Consider the following 20,952-nt stretch of genomic DNA (forward strand, 5'->3'; position numbering starts at 1 on the left):
CACCTCCCCCGGCTAGGCGGGTGGGCGGCTGTCCTGCTGGTGACCGTCGTGCAGATACGGGTTGTACCCGCCGTAGTGCCGGTGCGGCGCGGGGAGCTGCTGCTGCGGATACGGGGCGGGCTGCTGCGGGTACGGGGCCGGCTGCGGGAACCTGCGGGGGGACGGGACCGCGGCCGGGCCCATGGGGGCCGTGCCGCGCGTGGCGCGGAACCGGCCCGTCGCATGGGCCGCGTACGTCAGGGCGGGCCCGGCGACCTCCCGGCGCTGCCACAGGTGGTGCAGCAGCTCCTGCTCGCGCTCGGCGAAGTCCGGACCGGGGGTGTCGCGGCGGGCTCTCCTGCGCAGCACCGCCAAGGAGGTCGCGAACGCCTCGTACTCCGCGACCGCCTGTGCCGCGGCCTTGCCCCGGGCCCGGTCGGAGGTTCCGTGCCAGTGCCGTGCCATGTCGCGTGCCATGCCCCTGGCCCGCATCGAGGCGAGGGACAGCGGTTCGGCGGGAGTCAGCCAGCCGGCCGCCGCGTAGACGGGCAGCTCGGTGGCCAGGGTGCGCAGTTCGCGCTGGCGCGTCCAGATGGCCAGCCAGGTCACCAGGCCGAAGGCCGGCATCATGAACACCCCGTACACCGCGTAGAAGCCGTACGGACCGAAGGCCGACGAGCCGTTCCACAGGGCGTGCATGCCCATGGCCAGGAGCAGGCCGAGGACCGGCAGCAGGATCCTGCGCACCCGGTGGTGCCGCCCGGCCACGGCCGCGACCCCGAATCCGATGCCGGTGAGCACCGTGAACAGGGGGTGCGCGAACGGCGACATCACCACCCGTACGAAGAAGGTCCCCGCCGTCACCGACGCGAGGCCCGTCGTGCCCAGCTCCTGGTCCTCGCCGAAGGCGTTGCCCAGGTAGAGGATGTTCTCGGTGAAGGCGAAGCCGGTCGCGGTGAATCCGCCGACCACGATCCCGTCCACGACACCGCTGAACTCCCGTCTGCGGAACAGGAATATCAACAGGACGGCGGCGGCCTTGGCGCTCTCCTCGACGACCGGGGCTATCACCGTGGCCCCCAGGGTGTCGGCGCTCGCAGGGTCGGCGGTGGCCGTGGCGATCCACCGGGTCGCGAACGTGTTCGCGATGATCGCCACCAGTGCGGCGGCGCACGCTCCCCAGGCGAAGGCGAACAGCAGATTGCGCCAGGGGCCCGGCTCGACCCGGTCCAGCCAGCGGAACGCGGCCATCAGCAGCGGCACGGGCAGGACGGCCAGCCCCAGCCCGACCAGGAAACCCTCGGTGCCGGTCTGTTCGCGGACCATGGACAGGATCAGCAGGCCGCACAGAGCGAGGACGACGATCACCGCACCGGCGCGGAACGCCTTGCTGCGCCACACCATGCCGACGCGGCGCGGCCGGTAACGCCACTGGCCGCGCTCCGGGACGGCGCCCAGGAACTCGTCGAGCCGCTGCTCCTCGAGAACCGGGACGGCCGGCTGCTGGTGCTGCTCGTACCCCTCGGACACCCGATGACCCTAACGAGAGGGACTGACACCTGGCCATGGTGCGCAGCGCCGGGCACCGTTCAGTGGCTGATCAGCGACCCCCGGCAGCGACTGGCGCCGACCGGGGGGCGGCCGGGGGCGGCCGGGAGCACGTCCTGCGCGCGCCGGCTCACCGACGGGTGAACAGAACGTCCTGCACGACGTGCCCCTTGTCCAGGCCCTGCCCCTCGAAGCGGGTCAGCGGCCGGAACGCGGGCCGCGGCGCGTAGCCGCCGTCCGCCTGCGTGTTCTCGAACAGGGGGTGCGCCGTCAGCACCTCGAGCATCTGCTCCGCGTACGGCTCCCAGTCCGTCGCGCAGTGGATCACCGCGCCCGGCTTCGTCCGCTGCGCCACCAGGTCGAGGAACTCGGGCTGGATCAGCCGGCGCTTGTGGTGCCGCTTCTTGGGCCAGGGGTCGGGGAAGTACACCCGGAGCCCGTCCAGCGCCTGCGGCTCCAGCATCTCGCGCAGCAGGATGATCGCGTCACCGTTGGCGACCCGGATGTTGGACAGCCCTGCCCGGTCGGCGAGACCGAGCAGATTGCCCTGGCCCGGAGTGTGCACATCGACGGCCAGAATGCCGGTGCCGGGGTCGTCGGCCGCCATCTGCGCGGTGGCCTCGCCCATGCCGAAGCCGATCTCCAGGACCACCGGGAGGCCGTCGAACAGCTCGGGCAGATCGAGGACGCGGAGGCCGTCGATGTCCAGGCCCCACTTCGGCCACAGCCGCTGGAGGGCGTCCTCCTGGCCGGCGGTGACCCGGCTGCGGCGCGGCTGGAAGCTGCGGATCCGGCGCTCGTGGTGCGATCCTGCCGGGTCGGCAGCGGGTCCGCCGGGGAAGCGGGGCTCCTGGCGGAGTCTGCGCTGCCGCTCGAACGATGCTGCGCGCCGGGCCTCGGCATCCGCGTCCGCGGGGGTGCCGGGCGTTTCGGGGGTGGGGTTCACAGGCTCAGACACAATGACCGGATTCTACGGCGGGTGGCTTCCACCCCGACGCGCGTGCCCGCAGCAGGGCCCGTCGCGCCACCTCCCTCCCGATGGGCAGCGAAGCCGTGGCGGCGGGCGACGGCGCGTTCAGTACGTGCACGGTGTGCGGGGCCTCGCGGAACAGGAAGTCGTCCACCAGCGTGCCGTCCCGCAGCACCGCCTGGGCCCTGACCCCGGCCGGGGACGGGCGAAGATCGTCCTCGGTCACCTCGGGCAGCAGCCGTTGGACGGCCCGGGTGAACGCCTTCCTCGACAGGGATCTGTGCACCTCGCCCGCCCCGTACCGCCAGTGCTGCCGGGCGATCCGCCAGGACCCGGGCCAGCTCAGGGTGGACGCCAGCTCACGGGGGCGGACGACGGGCCAGCCGTATCCCTCACGGGCCAGCGCCGGCACCGCGTTCGGACCGACGTGGACCGTGCCGTCGGCGCCCCGGGTCAGATGGACCCCGAGGAACGGGAACGCCGGGTCCGGCACCGGGTAGACCAGGCCGCGCACCAGCTCCGGCCTCGCCAGCTCGTAGTACTCCCCGCGGAACGGCACGATCCGCACCCCTGGGTCGTCACCCGCGAGCCGTGCCACCCGGTCGCTGTGCAGCCCCGCGCAGTTGACCAGCACCCGGGCGCGGACCACCTGCCCGTCGGCCGTTCGCACGGCGACACCCCAGGGGCGCCGGTCGACAGCGACGACCTCCGCGCCGAACCGGATCTGCCCGCCCGCCCCGCTCACCTCGGCCGCGAGCTGTGCGGCCACCGCCCCGAAGTCGCACACCCCGGTCGTCCCGACCCGGATCGCCGCGAGGCCGCGGACCTGCGGCTCGTACTCCGCGATCTGGGCGGGGCCGAGCTCCCGTACCGGCAGTCCGTGCTCCCGCCCCCGCTGGACCAGGCCGTGCAGGCGGGGCAGCTCGTCGCTTTCGGTCGCGACGATCAGCTTGCCGGTCACGGCGTGCGTGATCCCGTGACGCGCACAGAAGTCGACCATCTCCGCGGCGCCGCGCACGGCGTAGCGCGCCTTGAGGGAGCCAGGGGGGTAGTAGATGCCGCTGTGGATCACCCCGCTGTTGCGCCCCGTCTGGTGGCGCGCGGGCCCCCACTCCTTCTCCAGCACCGTGACCCGGGTGCCTGGCGCGGTGCGCGTGAGCGCGTACGCGGTCGACAGACCGACGATCCCGCCGCCGATCACCAGCACATCGCAGTCGTACGCCGCGTGCGTCATCACGCCACCTCCCACCCCGATAGTGCACTGACCCACTGACAACGGGCTCAAACCAGGGGAGGCGGGGGCGTGGCGAGTCGTGGTCCCGCAGCCGTCCCCCGGGTCGGGGCATACCGGGGCGTTACGGCGTTCCGCCTACGCCGGGGCCACCAGGAGCGGCCGGGCCCGTTCCCGGAGCTCGGCCACGCGGGGCTCGTCCCCGTACGGTTCGAGGCGGTGCAGCAGATCGCGTACGTACTCCGTGGTGCGCGCCGAGGAGATGCGTCCGGCCACCTCGACCGCACGCGTCCCGGCCGCGCACGCCGCGTCCAGGTTGCCCGACTCCAGCTCCGCGACCGCCGACACGACGAGCCGCAGTCCGTGGGAGCGGACGAACTCCTCCGTCGGCTTGGACAGGGCCTGCTCGGTGAAGCGCCGCACCTGCCGCGGGGCCTTCAGGTCCCGGTAGCACTCGGCGGCGTCGGCGGCGAATCTGTCGTACGAGTAGAAGCCGAGCCACGACGGGTCGGCATCGCCGGCCCGGGAACGCTCCAGCCAGCTCTCCGCAGCCTTGAGCGCGGCCCCCGCGGCCGGTGCGTCGCCCGCCTTCGCGTGGGCGCGGGCCTCCACGAGACGGAAGAAGCTCATGGTCCGTGCGGTGGCCAGACCGCGGTTGCGTTCGACCGCCGCCTGGGCCAGGTCCACGCCCTCGTCGGCGAAGCCGCGGTAGGTGGCCTGCAGGGACATCGACGCCAGTACGTATCCGCCCAGCGGTACGTCGGCGGCGGCCCGGGCGAGCCGCAGCGCCTGGATGTAGTAGCGCTGCGCGGCCTCCTGCTGGCCGGTGTCGAACGCCATCCACCCGGCGAGCCGGGTCAGCTCGGCGGACGCACCGAAGAGGGCCCGGCCCACCTCGTCGCTGTACGAACCGAGGAGCAGAGGTGCGGCGTCGACCCGTAAGCACTCCGGGACCATGGAGGAACGCCAGTCCCCTCCGCCGTACTTGGAGTCCCAGCGGCGGGCGTCCTGGGCTGCCTCGCGCAGCTTGGCCACATCACTGTGGCCGACGCGCAGCGGCGACACGTCGGACGACGCGTCCGGACCGGGCTGGACGGGCACGCCGCCCTGCGCCCCGGGTGCGCCCGGGGCGCCGAGGATCGCGGCCTCGGCCGCCGTCGGGTCCCGCGCGACCGACGGATCGGCGGGGGTTATCAGCCAACGGGACGCGGGCGTCGCGTACGCGCTCACGGCGAAGGAACCCGCCAGCGACTGCCAGATTCCGCCGCCCCTGCGCCCGGCCGGATCCAGCCGGTACAGATCCGTCGCCGACCGCACCGCCTCGCCCACATCGCGCGGGAAGGCCAGACCGACCTCCGGCGCCGGGTCGGCGTCCGCGAGCCCGATCTCGTGCAGCGGCACCGGGCGGCCGAGTTTGGCCCCTATCGCCGCGGCGATGAGATGGGGCGCGGCACCCTGCGGCACCATGCCCTTGGCGACCCAGCGGGCCACCGAGGTCTTGTCGTAGCGAAGAGTCAGACCGCGCTGCGCTCCGAGGTCGTTGACCCGCCGGGCGAGCCCGGCGTTACTGATTCCCGCGAGGGCGAGAACCGTGCCGAGCTTCTCGTTCGGCCCGCGTTGCTCCCTGGACATGCGCCACCCCTCGACACACAGACGGCAGCCGCGTCACCGTGAGGCGCGCGGCATTCGTACCGTGTTCTCCCCAGGTACGGTCCCGGGCACTCCGGCCGCACACGCATTTGGCCGAGCCCCGTGGAATATGCCGCCCTGCCGAGAACATCAGTAAACCCAGCGTAGTTCGCCGCATCCCTACCGTTAAGGGGCAGACGTCCGTATGGCGGGAATGTTGTGCGTGCGGGCGGACTGTGCGGTCCTTGTCCGGTGCGGCGCCGGATGTGCGCCCGGGGAGCGGGCGGCGGGCCGCGCGGGCCCGGGGTGCGGCCGGGGGCGTGTCCCGCGTGCTCCTGGTGTGTGGCCGTGCGCCCGGCCGTGCGCTCTGGTCCGGCCGGTACGGGAGCGCTTCCATTGGTGCTGCGTGGGTCGGCCCGCTGCACTGGACTCAGCGGGCTGGGGGAGACCGCCGCCCCAATCCCCGCGGGCGGCGAACCGGTCCGGGAGGTGGCGAACACCTCCCGGACTGTGTGTTGTACGGCAGCCGGTGGGGGGCGGGACAGGTCGGCCGGCGCACCGGGGGGATGCGCCGGCCGATGTGGTCCCTGGCCGTCCGCGAAGCCCCCGGAGGCGAAACGCGCGGTTGCATCGCGATCAGAGATTGGCTGAATAACGCCGGTCGGCTCACACGTTGGGGAACGGTCCGGCTATGGCCGGATTCCAACGGTGCCGCGGAGCGGCCGGGGCACCACCCCCATCCGGAGCGCGGCACCACAACTCCCGGAAGCGCCGGTTCTGTTGGTGCGGGCTCCGCCGGGCCTTTGCCAGGGGCGCATGCACATCCGGTGTGCGCTGCCCGTACCCCCTCCCGGGCGCCTTTGTCGTGGCAGCATGTCCCGCAGCGGCGTTCGCGTGTCCTGGTGCCGCTTCGTCCACAGCCTGTGGAGGCGGCGATGCGTTGGTTGGTGGGGTGGAGCAGTATCGCCGCGAGCTTCGGCACCGTAGGTGCGGTCGGCAACCACGGCGAGGGACGCACCGTCCACCCCGTGGGTTCCCAACTCCTGTGGGGTGACCCGGATCCGCTCTGGGCCGTCGGCGACTGGCGCCCCGACGAGATCCGCATCATCAAGGTCGCGACCCAGGAGGGCGCCCCCACCACCCGTCTCGCGGTCCTCGGCTGCTGCGGTGCCACCGACGAACAGCTCCGCGTCGGACTGCTCGCCGCCCGCGGCGGGGCGCTGCGTCATCTCACCGCCTGGCCCGGCAGCTACACGGCCGTCGTCCAGATCGGCCGCCGCATCACCGTCGCCGGTGACATCGCAGGAGCCCGCCCCGTCTTCCACACGCCCTGGGCCAACGGAACCGCGTACGCCACTGCCGCCCTTCCGCTGGCGGACCTCATCGAGGCCCAGCTGGACATCGGCCACCTGGCCGCGCTGCTCGCCTGCCCGGAGACACCGGAGGCGTTGGGCAACGGCACGCCGTACGCCGGGGTGAAGCGGGTCCCGCCGGGCCACGCGCTCATCCTCCGGGAGGGCTCCCGGGAGATCACGGGCTACGAAGCGGTGGCGTCCCTCGCCGTGGCGGCGCCCCAGGTCGACCCGGTCAGAGCCGTCGAGGGCGTACGGGACGCGCTCGTCGAAGCCGTACGCGCCCGGCTGACCGCCCCGCGCCACGCCCCGGAGACCCTGCCGCCCGACCCCGGGCCCGTCCCCGGCATGGGCCCCGCCGAACGCCGCGCCGCCCGCGGGGCGCCCGTACCCGGCATCGGCTCCGACCTCTCCGGAGGCAGTGCCTCCGCCACCCTCGCCCTGCTGGCCGCCGGACTCCCCGGGCTGCCCGGCACCGTCCTCGGCCACGGCACCGGGGCGGGCGAGCGCCTGCTCGCGGTCACGTTCAACGACCTTTCCGCGAAGGGCCGCGAGGACGAACTGGAACGCGCCCGCGTCATCGCCGCCAACCCCCGCCTGCACCACGTGGTCGTCGCAGCCGGCGAAGAGGCCCTGCCCTACGCGGCACTGGACAGCGGCCCCCTCACCGACGAACCCGCCCCCTCCCTCGTCGTCGCCGAGCGCCACCGCCGCCGCCTGGCCGCGGGCAGCGCCGACCACTTCGTCGGCCACGGCGCCCGGCAGGTGCTCGATGCCCACCCCGCCCGCCTGGCCGACCTGCTCATGGACCGGCGCAGACGCCATCTGCTGCGCCCCGTCGCCGCCCTCGCCAAGGCCGAGAAAACCTCCGCGCACTCCCTGTTCGTCCCGCTGGCCGTCTACCGCGCGGCCCGTCGGCTCGCCCGTACCTCGTACCGCACCGGCCTGGAGGCAGCGGCGGACCTGCTGCCGGACGCCAACCGCTACGCGCCCGACCTCGACACCCCCGCAGAGGCCTCGCTCGCCTCCCTCGCCTGGTCCCGTCCGGGCCCGGCCGCACGCTGGCTCACCGGGGAGGCGCTCGCGGAAGTGGCCGTCCGGCTGCAGGAGGCGGCGATCCGGCCCACGTCGGTGCAGCGGCCGGGAGAGGCCCGCGCCCGCGCGGCACTGGCCCGGCACGCGGCCGACCACCGGATCCTGGAACAGGCCGCGGAGATCCGCAGCCAGCGGCTGCACGCCCCGTTCCTCGACAACCAGGTCGTACGGGCGGCCAGGGCGCTCCCCGAATCGCTGCGCGTCCAGCCGGGAGCCCGGGCCGCGATCCTGCGCCGGGTCCTCGCGGGCGCGGGCATCCACGACCTGCCGCCCGGCTGGGGCACCCCGTCCCAGGCCACCTCGGCCGCGGCGGGCCGGCTCGGTCTGCGCGCCGCTCTCCCGGAGCTGATCGCGCTCTTCGACGCGCCCCTGCTCGCGGACGCGGGCCTGATCGAGGCCCGCGTCGTACGGAAGGCGCTGCGCGCGGCGTCCGAAGGCGAACCGCTTCCCCTGGACGGCCTGGCCGACCTCGCTTCCACGGAACTCTGGCTCCGTCGCCTGGTCACCCGCCGGGGCACCTGCTGGACGGGCACGGCGGCCCCGCGCCAACGGGCAGTCGCCGGCGGCGTGGTCCCGGCCCGCAGGACGCTCCAGCCGTAACGCCGACGACCGAGGCGCCGCGCGACAGGACAAAGCCCCGCGCTCAGGAGGCCCCGCACCGGACACAATGGGCCGGTGCAGTACCTGATCCTGGGCGCCACCGAGGCGCGAGACGAGCAAGGCGGCCCGCTGCCCGTGGGCGGTACGCGGCTGCGCGCCCTCCTCGCCGCACTCGCCCTGCGCGCAGGGCGCCCCGTGTCCGTCGCCGCGCTCGTCGACGACGTATGGGCCGGTGATCCCCCGAACGACGCGCCGGCCGCCCTCCAGGCCCTCGTCGGCAGGCTGCGCCGTGCCCTGGGCCGGGAGGCGGTCACCGGCACGCCCGGCGGTTATCGACTCGAAGCCGACCGCGACGACGTCGATCTGTACGTCTTCGAGCGGCTGGCCCGCCGGGGAGCCGCCGAACTCGACTCCGGCGACCCCGAGTCCGCCGCCCGCACCCTGCGCGCCGCACTCGCCCTGTGGCGCGGGCCCGCGCTCGCCGACCTCCGCGAGCGCGACCACGGGATACGGGCCGAGGCCGACCGGACGGCGGCGATCCAGCAGCGCATCGAGGCCGACCTCCGGCGCGGGGCTCCGCGGGGCCTCGTACCCGAGCTCAGGGAGCTCACGGCCGCCCACCCCTACAACGAGCCCCTGCACGCGCAGCTGCTCCGTGCCCTGCGCGCCGAAGGAAGACAGGCCGACGCACTCGTCGCGTACGAGGAGGCACGCCGGGCCCTGGCGGACGGCCTCGGCGCCGACCCGGGACCGGAACTCACCGCCCTCCACCGAGAGCTCCTCGACCACGCGGGACCCTCGGCCCCGGGAACCCCGGCCGACCCGCACCCCCCGGAAGGCAACCTCCGCCCCAGGCTCACCTCCTTCGTCGGCCGGGAGCCCGAACTCCAGGCGATCCGCGCCGACCTGACCCGCGCCCGCCTCGTCACCCTCACCGGTCCCGGCGGCTCGGGGAAGACCAGGCTGGCCGAGGAGTCCGCGGCGGGCCAGGGCGCCTGGATCGCCGAACTCGCCCCGCTGGACGACCCCTCCGCCGTACCCGGAGCCGTACTCTCCGCCCTCGGCCTGCGGGAGACGACCCTCCTGCGGGACAGCACCCACGACCGTCCCGCCGCGGCCGCGGACCCCACCGAACGGCTCGTCGAGCACCTCTCCCACCGGTCGCGGAACCGTCCGTTCCTCCTCGTGCTCGACAACTGCGAGCACGTCATCGACGCGGCGGCGGCACTCGCGGAGACCCTCCTCACCCACTGCCCGCGGCTGCGCATCCTCGCCACCAGCCGCGAGCCCCTCGGCGTGCCCGGCGAGGCCGTGCGCCCCGTGGGTCCGCTGCCGCCCCACCCCGCCCACCGCCTCTTCGCCGAACGTGCCCGCGCGGTGCGGCCGGACTTCCGCCCCGACGAGGAGACGCAAGGAAAGGACACCGAGGACGCCCAGGTCATTGCCGAGATCTGCCGGCGGCTCGACGGGCTTCCGCTCGCCATCGAACTTGCGGCCGCCCGGCTGAGGTTGCTCACGCCGCGCCAGATCGCGGACCGCCTGGACGACCGCTTCCGTCTGCTGTCCAGCGGCAGCCGCACCGTTCTGCCCCGTCAGCAGACCCTCCGGGCGGTCGTGGACTGGTCGTGGGACCTCCTCTCGGAGGACGAGCGCACCGTCCTGCGGCAGATCTCCGTCTTCGCGGGCGGCTGGGACCTGGCCGCCGCCGAGGCGGTGACCCGAAGCCCGGACGCCGCGTCCCTGCTCGGGGCGCTCGTCGACAAGTCCCTCGTCGTGGCGACCCCCACCGACGCCGGCGAGATGCGCTACCGCCTCCTGGAGACCATCCACGAGTACGCCTCCGAGCGCGCCGCCGAGACACCTGACGTACGGGCCGCAGCGGCGGCGGCACACACCGACTGCTTCGCCGCACTGGCCGAGGAGGCCGACCCCCTGCTCCGTTCCGGCGAACAGCTCCCGTGGATCAGCCGGCTGGAGGCGGACCTCGACAACATCCGCGCCGCCCTGCACCGCACGGTCGTCACCGAACCCTCCGAGCGGGACGCGCTGCGCCTCGTCCTGGGCATGGGCTGGTTCTGGTGGCTGCGCAACTTCCGTAACGAGGGTGTGGCCTGGGCCGACCGGGCCGCCGGCCTCGGCGAGGACCCGGACGATCCGGCGGACCCCCGCTACTGGCCCCGCAAGCACCTGCACATGCTGCGGTTCTTCCTCACGATGGAGACCAGGGCTGTCGCGGACGCCCAGGGGGACGAGGAGATCCAGGCACTGGTGAGCTGTGTGACCGAGGCCTTCGGATCCGGCGGCCCGCAGGCCGCCCGCTTCCCGGGACTGTTCTGGCCGCTGACCTCGTACATGCGCGGCGAGTTCACCCAGGACGTGCGCGGGCACTTCGACGCGACCGTCGCCAACGCCCGCGAGAACGGTGGCGACTGGGAGTACGGCGTCACCCTGATGTTCCGTACCCACATGCTCGTCGACACACCGCACGGCATGACCGGCATCGACGAGGACCTCGCCGAGCTGCGCACACTGAGCCGACGCATCGGCGACCGCTACCTGCGCGCCCAGGTCGCGAGCGCCGCCGCGGAGGCCGGAATGATGCGGGGGAGGTACGACGAGTCGCGAGGCGCCTACCAGGAGGCACTGGGGCTGGCACGGGAGGTCGGTGCCCACGCCGAGGCCCCGTTCCTGCTCGGCCGCCTCGCCGAACTCGACTACCGGGCCGGTGACCTGGACGCGGCCAGGAAGGGACTGGACGAGGCGGAGGCCGAGGCCGAGCGGCAGCACGTGCTGGACGCCCACGCCTATGTGAACTACCTGCGGGCCTCGATCGCGCTGACGGCCGGGGAGATCCCGGCGGCGAGGCGGTTCGCCGACGCGGCGCGCGGCGCGCAGGTCTACGGCCCGCCCCCGCAGTTCGCGGCAGGCCTCCTGTGCCTCTCGGCGCGCATCAGCGTGTACGAACCCTCTGGCGGGCCCGCCACCGGACTGCGCGGCATCACCGACGGCCTCCGCATGGCCGTCGAAGCCCGCTGCGCGGACGTGTTCACCGCCTACCTGGCGGAGGCGGCGGGGATCACGCTGCCGCTGCTGGGACGGTACGGGGCGGCGGCCCGCATCCTGGCGGCCTCCGACACCTGGCGCGGCAGCGGCCCGCGGTCGGTGCTGGAGGAGGCGGAGGTGGCCGAGGCACTGGCGGAGCTCCGCGAGAAGCTGGGGCCCCTCCTGTACGACGCGGAGCGCGCCGCGGGCAGCGCCCTGACCCCGCACGAGGCCGTGGACCTCCTGACCGGCATCACCGAGGAGCTCAGCGGCAGCTGATCCTCGAGTTCGCCCAGTCGGCCAGTGCCGCCGCGCCGAACGGCTCCGTGGGCTCCACGACGAGCCGGATCGTCCGCTGGCCGCCGATACCGACGCGCATGGCGACGGCGGGGTCACCGCCGCGCATCACCGGCGACTGCCACAGCCGCGCACCGTCCCCGTTGAACACGGAGAAGCGCATCGCGCCGGTCCACTTGGTCAGATCGTCGACCCCGGCCATCGCCTCGTACGTGGTGCAGTCGCGGTTCAGCCGGACGGTGAACGACGAGCGCGGGTGGACGGTCACCCCGTGGGCGTACGTCGTGGAGCCGATCGACAGCCCGGAACGCTGCCAGACCGCCCCCCGGCTCTCGCTCAGCGAGATCTCCGGCTCGCTGTGGTCGCCGACGACGGAGTACTTCAACTGGCTGACCTGGTAGACCTCGGGAGCCGGTGCCGGGGGAGGCTCCGGTGCCGGCGGCTTCGGCGGGGCGGGCTCGGGAGTGGGCGTCGGCTTCGGAGCGGGCGGCGGCTCAGGCGTGGGTGTGGGCTCAGGTGTGGGCGTGGGCGTGGGAGTGGGTGTGGGCGTCGGCTCCGGCGGAGGTTCGGGTGCCGGTGCGGCCGGGGCCGGCGGCGTCGGCTTCTGCGGGGGAGCGGGCGCGGGCACCGCCGGGGCGACCACCGGCGGTTTCGCCACCGGCGCGGCCTCCGGCGCGGGCCCGTCGTCACCGACGAGCGCCCACACCAGTCCGGCCGCGGCCGCCACGGCGACCGCCGCCGCGATTCCGGCCTTCGCCGGCGCGCCGAGCCCTTCGGCCGCGGCACCGCCGGCCGCGCCGCCGGACGCCGTGCCGCCCGTCGCCGCCGCGGCTGCTCCGGCACCGGCCGCACCGGCTGCCCCGCCCGCCACGATGCCCGCGGCCTTGACCGCGTAGCCGGCGGCGAACCAGCCGATGACGGCGACCGGGAGCAGTGCCGGAATCCCCGCGTTCACATGGGCCAGTTCACCGGCGGCGACACGGCACTTCGCGCACTCGTCGAGATGCTTGCGCAGTCCTCGTTCGGCCCGGGTCCGCAGTCCGCCGCGGGCATGGGCGCCGAGCCGGTCGGCGTACTGCGCGCAGTCGCCCCCGGACGTCAGGGTCTCGCTCACGTGCGCCTGCAGATAGGCCTGCTTGAGTCCCTCGCGTGCCCTGACGGCCAGAACCGCCGTGGCATTGGCCGACAGCCCGAACAGCGGGGCGATCTCGCTCGGTGACTCCTCCTCGACGGTGGTGTGCCACAGCACGGCCTGCCAGCGCTCCGGCAGGCTGCGGAACGCCTGCATCGCCATCGACCGGTCCGCCTCGTGCATGGCCATCACATCGGCGCCGAGGTCGAGGGTGTCGGCATCCGAGAGCTCGGAGGAACGCGTGGCCTGCGCGGCGAACACCGCGAAGTCGTCGACGAGATGCTCGCGCTTCGCGCTCTTCGTCCAGGCGGCGGCGACGTGGCGGACAGCGGTCATGAGGTACGCCCGGACCGCTTCCTCCGGCCCCTTCCCGCCGCGCACCGCCTGAAGTGTCCGTGCGAACACTTCGGCCGTCAGGTCGTCGGCGGTGTGCGCGTCGCGGCAGCAGCTGCGGGCGTAGCGGCGTACGGCCCCTGAGTGCCGACGGAACAGCTCCTCGTACGCCCGGTCGTCGCCGGCGCGCATGCCCAGGATCAACTGGGCGTCCGAAGGAGCGAGTTCGGCGGAACTGCCCCGGCCCTCACGCTGCAGGGGCACGACGAACGCCGCGTCGGTCTCCGTACCGGTATCCGTTTCGCGTTCCGCCGCGTGGTCCGTTCCGTGTCCTGTCGAAGGATCTGTCCCGGGGACGGCAGCGGTATCGGGCGCTGCCGGCCAGGGGCCGGGCAGGACGGTGCCGCCCTCGGCGCGTTCTTCCCTGTGCTCGCCGTTTCCGGAGCCTGCCTGGCCCGGCACGTGACCGGACGGCACACCGGTGTCCGTGCCACCGCCTGCGGCAGCGATATCGTCCAACGGTTCTTCCTGCTGCCCGTCACCGCTCATCGCGGAAGCCCCCGTATGCACTTCGGACCCGAATACCGGGCAAGCGTGCCACAGAGCGCCGTCGCGGCGAACCCTTCAGCCCCGTCAACCACTCGTCCGGGGTGTCTTGCTGTATAAGGGCCGTCGGCATCGCCCCATGGGGAAGCCGACGGCTCCTGCCCCCGGTCCTCGGGTGCGGATACGGGATTACCGGTGTCCGTCCGGCGCTGGACGGAGCGCTGGACGGACACCGGCCGTGTGCCTACGCGGGGCGGGAGCGGAGACCCTCCAGCAGGATGTCCAGCAGCCGTGCCGAAGCCGCAGCCTGCTGAGCGGGATCAGGCAGGGCCGGAGCCGCCGTGGCGATCACCAGCAGCACATCGGCCACCGTCACATCGCCCCGCAGCTCACCGGACTCACGCGCCCGGTCGACCAGCCGGCCCACGACCTCGAGCAGCTCTGCCGCACCCGAGTCGTCGTCGAACTCCTCGTCGACCGACGGGCGCGGTGGAACCACCCGGAGATCGGCCTGGCCCACTCCCTGCCGCTGGTGCGGGACCCGCGACTCGCCCTGGCCCTCGGCCGCGCCCGGCTCGTCCGCGTCGGCCCCGACACGCAGGACCTGCGGAGGCAGCAGCCGGCCCGCACCCGATGCCACGGAGGTCCGCAGGAAACGGGAGAGAGCCGACCATGGCTCCTCCTCCTGCCCCAGAGCCGTCCGCGCCTGATCGGTCAGCCGGGAGGTCTCCTCCTCGGCTATCCGTCGTACCAGCACGTCCTTGCTCGGGAAGCGGCGGTAGACCGTGCCGACCCCGACCCTGGCGCGCCGCGCCACGTCCTCCATCGGCGCGCCGTAACCCAGCTCGCCGAACACCTCACGCGCGGCGCGCAGGACGTGTTCCAGATTGCGCTGTGCGTCCACGCGGAGCGGCGCCGAGCGGGGTGTGTTCCCCGCTGCCGCGACCGTTCCTACCGCTCCTACCGCAGTCAGCCGCCCGTGGCCCTCCGAAGAAGAGGCGACAGCGGTCTGCCCATGCAAATCCTGAATGTGCATAACTTCCCCCGGTTATGACGTCTCCCCCCGGAGACTTCCCGCCGTGTCAGTCGGTGTGCGGATCATCGTCCGAATCCGACACCCCGACGGGGTACGAACATAGTTGAGCCCGGGTCAATTCAGAAGGGGGTAGTTCCGCACGGAGCGCCCCCCGATCGGAGCAAGGACCGGTTGGCCCCTGATTCGCCCCCTCTTCCCAGGCTCTCCCGCCATGCCTGACCTGCACAGCTGTCGAATTACGCGGTGCGCGGGCGCCACGCGGTGATCGAAGAGCTCCGGTCACACAATTTGTCGGGCCTGTGGACAAACACCGGACTCCGTTGCGTCATGGGATGGTGATGGCTCCAGATTCCCGGCGGACGATCCCCGGCACCCGGCCAAGTGTGCGCATTCTCGTCGTAGGCGGTGGCTACGTCGGGATGTACACGGCGCTGCGTCTCCAGCGGAAGCTGCGGCAGAGACTGAAGAGCGGCGACGCCGAAATCGTGGTGGTCACGCCGGAGCCCTACATGACGTACCAGCCGTTCCTGCCCGAGGCGGCGGCCGGCTCGATCTCACCCCGGCACGTCGTCGTACCGCTCCGCAGGGTCCTCAAGGACTGCACGATCGTCATCGGTGAGGCGGAGCGCATCGACCACGCCAAGCGCACCGCGACCGTCACGACCCTCGCCACCGGTGAGGACGGCACGGGCGCGGTCGAGATCCCGTACGACGAGATCGTCGTCGCGCCCGGATCCGTCTCGCGCACCCTGCCGGTCCCCGGCCTCGCCGACTTCGGTATCGGCTTCAAGACCGTCGAGGAGGCCATCGGCCTGCGCAACCACGTCATCGAGCAGATGGACATCGCCTCCGCCACCCGTGACCCCGCCATCCGCGACGCCGCCCTCACGTTCGTCTTCGTCGGAGGCGGCTACGCAGGCGTCGAGGCGCTCGCCGAGCTCGAGGACATGGCCCGCTACACCTCGCGGTACTACCACAACATCAAGCCCGCGGACCTGAAATGGATCCTGGTCGAGGCCACCGGCCGCATCCTGCCCGAGGTCGGCGAGGCGATGGGGAAGTACGCCGTCCGGGAACTGCGGGGCCGCAACATCGACGTACGCCTTGACACCCGCCTCGACAGCTGCGAGGGCAGGATCGCGGTGCTCAGCGACGGCTCCCGCTTCCCGACCCGCACACTCGTGTGGACGGCAGGCGTCAAGCCCGCACCGCTCCTCGCCGCCACGGACCTGCCCCTCACCGAGCGCGGCCGGCTCCGCTGTACCGCCGCACTCTCCGTCGAGGGCGTCGAGCACGCCTGGGCCGCCGGTGACGCTGCCGCCGTACCCGACCTCACCTCCTCCGAACCTGACAGGGAGACCGCGCCGAACGCCCAGCACGCGGTACGGCAGGCCAAGGTCCTCGCCGAGAACATCGTTGCCACGCTCGCCGGACAACCGGTCAAGGACTACCGGCACTCCTACGCCGGGTCCGTCGCCTCGCTGGGGCTGCACAAAGGCGTCGCCCACGTCTACGGCCGCAAGCTCAAGGGCTACCCGGCCTGGCTGATGCACCGCACGTACCACCTCAGCCGGGTGCCCACGTTCAACCGGAAGGCGCGCGTCCTTGCCGAATGGACCCTGGCCGGACTCTTCAAACGCGAGATCGTCTCCCTCGGCTCGCTCGAACACCCACGCGCCGAGTTCGCCCTCGCGGCGGGCGGCCACGCCCACCCGGGGCACCCCGGAAGCGAGGGACACCGGCCACGTCCCGAGGACAACCCGCCGAAGGACGACAGTCCGCCGAAGACATCCGGTTGATCTCCGGGCCCCCGGGTCCGCGCCCTCCGACCGCTGCGGACAGCGGTTCTCCTGCCGTGCGACGGCCGCAGTTCAGCCACCGGACGGACAGCCGAACCACAACTGTCAGTACGGTCGGTCACACTGGGCGTGTGACCATAGGTGGGCCCACACCTGCACAGAGTGACCCGACCGACAGTCACCTACAGTGACCGAAAGCGACGATCGACAGCACGAAGAGGCCCGGCTGCGCCTTCCCGGGGGTCCGGCCCCGGACGCCCCTGCACCGGCAGGAGAACCGGCACAGAAACCGGCACAGAATCCGGCACAGACACCGGCAGAAGAAGCAGCTCGCCCGAGCGGACCAGACCGACACACGAGGCCAGAAATTCCGTGAACTTCACGCGCTGGAGCGCCCGCCTTCCCGGAACGCAGCGTAGAACCGCCGCGCGGGACGACCACAGTTCCGTACCCGCCGCCCGCGCCGAGTCCGCCCGGCCGAAGAGCGCACCCACGCCGCCGGACACCACACCGGAAACGCCCGCTGCCACGCCCCCGGGCGCCGCTCACGAAACCCTCTCGGCCCGGGACATCCTCGGCAGGCTCCCCGCCCCGGTAGCGCTGCTGCACGGCCCCGAGCACCGCATCACGTACGTCAACGACGCCTATACGGCGGCGTTCGGCCCCCGCCCCTACGGCGTGCGCGCCGTGGACGCCATGCCCGAACTCACCGAGCTCAGCCTGCTGCCCCTGATGGACCAGGTCCTGCGCAGCGGCACGCCCCGCACGGTGAAGTCCCGCAAGGTCCAGGGCGGCAACTCGTACACCGTGACCTGCACCCCTGTGGCCGCCGGCGATCCCGAGCTCACGAAGAGCGCCCCGGGTGAGGAGGGCGTACTCGTCTACGCCACCGATGTCACCGACCACGCCGAGGCGGCGGAACGGCTCCGCGCCAGCGAACGCCGCCACCGCGAAACCGCTGTGACCCTCCAGCGCTCCCTGCTCCCGCAGGACCTGGAACAGCCCGACGACCTGCGGATCGCCGCGACCTACCAGCCCGGTGGCACGGACGCGGCGGTCGGCGGCGACTGGTACGACGTCATCACCCTCGGCGCGGGCCGCACCGCTCTCGTGATCGGCGACGTGATGGGGCGCGGCGTCCGCGCCGCCGCCGTCATGGGCCAGCTGCGCACCGCGGTCCGTGCCTACGCCCGCCTGGACCTGCCGCCCCACGAGGTGCTCCAGCTCCTCGACGTCATCGCGGCCGAGATCGACGCCAGCCAGATCGCCACGTGCGTCTACGCGGTCCACGATCCCAACGAGGGGCATCTCGTCTACGCCTCGGCCGGCCACCTCCCGATCCTCGTGTGCGACGAGGACGGCACGGTGCATCGCGCCGAGGACCCGACCGGACCGCCGCTCGGCACCGGCGGCTGGGTCCACACCTCCGGGACGATCGCACTGCCGCCCGGCTCCACCGCCGTGCTGTACACCGACGGCCTGGTCGAGCGCCGCAGCGAGGACATCGACGAGGGCGTCGCGTCCCTGGAGCGCGCGCTGTCCGGTGCCAAGGGATCACCTCAGGTGGTCTGCGACCGGCTGATCCGCTCCTTGGGGGTGACCGCCGAGCACGACGACGACGTGGCGGTCCTGGTGGTGCAGCACCCTGCCCGGACGGGGACGAACGCGGAGCTGTTCCACAACGCCTCGCTCGATCTGCTCGGCGGCATCGAAGCGGCGCCCCGGGCCCGCGCCTTCGCCACCGGGGTCCTGGCCTCCTGGCGGTTCCCCGTCGAACTCTGCGACCTGGGCGTGCTCGCCGCGAGCGAACTCGTCGCGAACTCGCTCCAGCACGGCACCCCGCCCATGCGTCTGGGCCTGCGCCGCACCGACCGCCGCCTGATCATCGAGGTGACGGACGGCGACGACCACCTGCCGCGGCGCCGCAGGGCCGAACCCGCGGACGAGGCGGGACGCGGCATCTCCATCGTCGCGAGCATCGCCTCGTCCTGGGGCAGCCGCCGCACACCGGGCGGCGGCAAAGCGGTCTGGTGCGAATTCGCGCTACCTCAGTGAACGGTGGCGGGAGCGGGCACCGGCCCGCCCTCCGGAAGTGACACCGCCACCACCCGCGACGGCACCGCCACGAGCGACGGCTTGTCCTGTACGGGAGTGAGCTGCCGGCCCAGTCTCAGGGCCAGCACAGTGATGCCCAGCGAGAACAGCACGAACGTCACGATGTACAGCCCGTGCAGCGTCGCCCCCATGGGCCCGCCCACGGCCGGTCCGACCGCCAGGGCCAGCTGCTTCACCAGGGCGAACGCCGAGTTGTACTGACCGACCATCGCCTCGGGTGCCAGGTCGGCGACGAGCGGGGCCACCGTCGGCGACAGCATCGACTCACCGAGCCCGAACAGCGCGTACGTCGAGATCATCGCGGCCGTGGCCATGGTCTGGCTGCCGTGCCCCAGGCCCGCGTAGCCGGCCACGATCCATGCGAACGCCCAGATCAGACCGACCCACGCGATGACCCGGCTGCGCCGCCGGCGCTCCACGAGACGGAGCACGACGAACTGTGCGACGACGATGACGGCCGTGTTGGCGGCCAGCGCGATACCCAGGGTCGACGGATCGATCCCGGCCGCCTCGGTGCCGTAGGCCGCCAGCCCGGACTCGAACTGTCCGTAGCAGGCGAAGAAGAGCACGAAGCCGAGGACACACAGCTGGACCATGGCCTTGTGGGAGAGCAGCACCCGCAGTCCGGCCCCGGGCGCGGAGCCGTCGGTGGGCCGGGCACCGGAGATGGACGGGGTACGGGGCATGCGCACGGTGGCCGCGACCACCGCGAGCACGACGAACATGACCGCCTCGATCAGGAAGAGCAGGGTGAAGCTCGACGGCTCGCCGACGTCGACGATCTGCCCGCCGACCAGCCCGCCGATACCGAGGCCCAGGTTCTGCAGGAAGAACTGTGTGGCGAAGGCGCGGGTACGGGTGGCCGTGCTCGAGCACCACACCAGCATCGTGGCGAGTGCAGGCTGCATGACCGCCGTACCGGCTCCGAGGACGGCAGCCGACAGCACGGCCGTCGTCACATTGCCCGCCACACCCAGCGCGGCAGCGCCCACGGCCGCCAGGCCGGCGGCGACGATCAGTACGGGCAGCGGCCCGCGGCGGTCGATGGCCCGCCCCGTGAACGGCAGAACCCCCAGCGCTGCCATGGCGAAGACAGCCAGTACGACACCTGCCGTACCGGCACCAAGATCCCGGACCTGCGCCACGTAGACGTACAGATACGGAACGGTGAACCCGAGGCCGAACGCGCTCAGCGCGCTCCCCACCTGGATCCGCCGCAGCGCTGCACCCATCTCCCTGGTCACACTCACCTACCTCAGACTTCGAAGAACCTTGAAGAACACAGACTCGTAGACTTTAGCACTAAAATTAGAACCTTAACGCTACACATAGAAGGACTTCGATGGCCATGGAGAGCGTGCGATACTGCCCGCCATGTCTGACACCCCCGAGCAGCCCGAGCTCCAGGAGCCGAGCCTCGACGAGCAGATCGCGGCCTACCAGCGCGAATTCCGCGACCTCGACCCGCAGGTCGAGCAGGTCGTCTCCGCGCTGGGCCGGCTGAACCGCCGGATGAACGTCGCCTACGGCAGGCAGGTCGCCGCCCTCGGCATCAGCAACGCCGAGTGGGAGGTCCTCAAGACCCTGGTCCTGGCCGGCGCACCGTACCGGCTGGGCCCCGGCGAGCTGGCGAAGCGCCTCGGGCTCACCCCGGCCGCGATGACCCACCGCATCGACCGGATGGCCGGCGAAGGACTGGTCACCCGGGACAGGGACGAGAACAACAGGGTGCGCGTCATCGTCGAGCTGACCGACGAGGGCCGTACGAAGTGGCTCGAGGCGATGCGCATGGCCACCGACTTCGAGGAGGACCTTCTCCAGGACCTCTCGGGTGACGAGCGCGGGGTCCTGGGCGAGATGCTGATCCGCCTCCTGCGCCGCGTGGAGCACGCCCAGCCGGACGCGGGCGGCCGGCTCACCGACCTGGACTGATGGGTCCGACGGGCTCCCAGGGGAGGGGTTGACACGCCCTTCCCTGATCCGTAAGGTTCTCCGAGTTGCCACGGAGCCGGAACGGTCCCGAGGCAGCCGATCCCGCCGCGAATGCGGCAACCAAACTCAGCACGATCTCCCGCCGGGGAGAATTTCGGCATGCCGAAATTCAATTCGAAGGCTCGATTATGAGCCGCGGAGGAAACCCGCTAGAGTTTGAGCGTCGGAACGGCCCAACAGCCGGGATGACAAGCCCCGCTGACTGGGAATCAGGCCCGAAAGGATCTGATAGAGTCGGACTCGCCGGAAAGGGAAA

At 72.7% G+C, this 20,952-nt stretch carries 12 protein-coding genes; 5 read left to right on the top strand and 7 right to left on the bottom strand.

Annotated features, from left to right (window positions below):
* Positions 1-12: 12 nt before the first annotated feature.
* The 4 genes from ACFQ6X_RS20135 to ACFQ6X_RS20150 form a co-directional block, all read right to left on the bottom strand.
* Complete coding sequence (locus tag ACFQ6X_RS20135) at positions 13-1,509, bottom strand: PrsW family intramembrane metalloprotease (RefSeq protein WP_383183210.1); 1,497 nt, start codon at positions 1,507-1,509, stop codon at positions 13-15.
* Between the two features lie 148 nt (positions 1,510-1,657).
* On the bottom strand, positions 1,658-2,485 hold the full coding sequence (trmB, locus tag ACFQ6X_RS20140; RefSeq protein WP_383183212.1) for a tRNA (guanosine(46)-N7)-methyltransferase TrmB: 828 nt from the start codon (positions 2,483-2,485) through the stop codon (positions 1,658-1,660).
* A complete protein-coding gene (gene lhgO / locus ACFQ6X_RS20145; protein ID WP_383183214.1) occupies positions 2,478-3,734 on the bottom strand; it encodes an L-2-hydroxyglutarate oxidase in 1,257 nt (418 codons plus the stop codon). Before lhgO ends, trmB begins: the two co-directional genes overlap by 8 nt.
* Positions 3,735-3,866: 132 nt before the next feature.
* Positions 3,867-5,360, bottom strand: a complete 1,494-nt coding sequence (locus ACFQ6X_RS20150) for a sporulation protein (RefSeq protein WP_383183216.1) — start codon at positions 5,358-5,360, stop codon at positions 3,867-3,869.
* Between the two features lie 932 nt (positions 5,361-6,292).
* On the opposite strand from ACFQ6X_RS20150, the gene ACFQ6X_RS20155 reads away from it, so the two are divergent.
* Together ACFQ6X_RS20155 and ACFQ6X_RS20160 are read left to right on the top strand one after the other, a co-directional pair.
* Complete coding sequence (locus tag ACFQ6X_RS20155; protein WP_383183218.1) at positions 6,293-8,404, top strand: asparagine synthase-related protein; 2,112 nt, start codon at positions 6,293-6,295, stop codon at positions 8,402-8,404.
* Between the two features lie 75 nt (positions 8,405-8,479).
* Complete coding sequence (locus ACFQ6X_RS20160) at positions 8,480-11,725, top strand: ATP-binding protein (RefSeq protein WP_383183220.1); 3,246 nt, start codon at positions 8,480-8,482, stop codon at positions 11,723-11,725.
* On the opposite strand, the gene ACFQ6X_RS20165 is transcribed toward ACFQ6X_RS20160, so the two are convergent.
* On the bottom strand, positions 11,712-13,757 hold the full coding sequence (locus tag ACFQ6X_RS20165) for a sigma-70 family RNA polymerase sigma factor (protein ID WP_383183222.1): 2,046 nt from the start codon (positions 13,755-13,757) through the stop codon (positions 11,712-11,714). The two genes, ACFQ6X_RS20160 and ACFQ6X_RS20165, sit on opposite strands and share 14 nt — an antisense overlap.
* Positions 13,758-13,998: 241 nt before the next feature.
* Positions 13,999-14,790 carry a TetR/AcrR family transcriptional regulator gene (locus tag ACFQ6X_RS20170; RefSeq protein WP_383183224.1) on the bottom strand — a complete coding sequence of 264 codons (792 nt, stop codon included), beginning with the start codon at positions 14,788-14,790 and terminating at the stop codon, positions 13,999-14,001.
* Positions 14,791-15,173: 383 nt separating this feature from the next.
* On the opposite strand from ACFQ6X_RS20170, the gene ACFQ6X_RS20175 reads away from it, so the two are divergent.
* A complete protein-coding gene (locus tag ACFQ6X_RS20175) occupies positions 15,174-16,589 on the top strand; it encodes an NAD(P)/FAD-dependent oxidoreductase (protein ID WP_383183226.1) in 1,416 nt (471 codons plus the stop codon).
* A 372-nt stretch (positions 16,590-16,961) separates the two neighbouring features.
* Positions 16,962-18,644: a SpoIIE family protein phosphatase gene (locus tag ACFQ6X_RS20180; RefSeq protein WP_383183228.1), complete on the top strand. Its 1,683-nt coding sequence runs from the start codon at positions 16,962-16,964 to the stop codon at positions 18,642-18,644.
* Here the strand turns inward: ACFQ6X_RS20180 and ACFQ6X_RS20185 are convergent.
* Entirely contained in the window at positions 18,638-19,936 is a 1,299-nt protein-coding gene (locus ACFQ6X_RS20185) for an MFS transporter (protein WP_383183242.1), read from the bottom strand. The genes ACFQ6X_RS20180 and ACFQ6X_RS20185 overlap by 7 nt on opposite strands.
* A 142-nt stretch (positions 19,937-20,078) precedes the next feature.
* Between ACFQ6X_RS20185 and ACFQ6X_RS20190 the strand changes: the two genes are divergently transcribed.
* Entirely contained in the window at positions 20,079-20,636 is a 558-nt protein-coding gene (locus tag ACFQ6X_RS20190; RefSeq protein ID WP_383183230.1) for a MarR family winged helix-turn-helix transcriptional regulator, read from the top strand.
* The last annotated feature ends 316 nt before the right edge of the window (positions 20,637-20,952 follow it).

Origin of the sequence: Streptomyces sp. NPDC056452 (assembly GCF_042796085.1) — a bacterium.
In the GTDB taxonomy this organism is placed as follows: Bacteria; Actinomycetota; Actinomycetes; order Streptomycetales; family Streptomycetaceae; genus Streptomyces.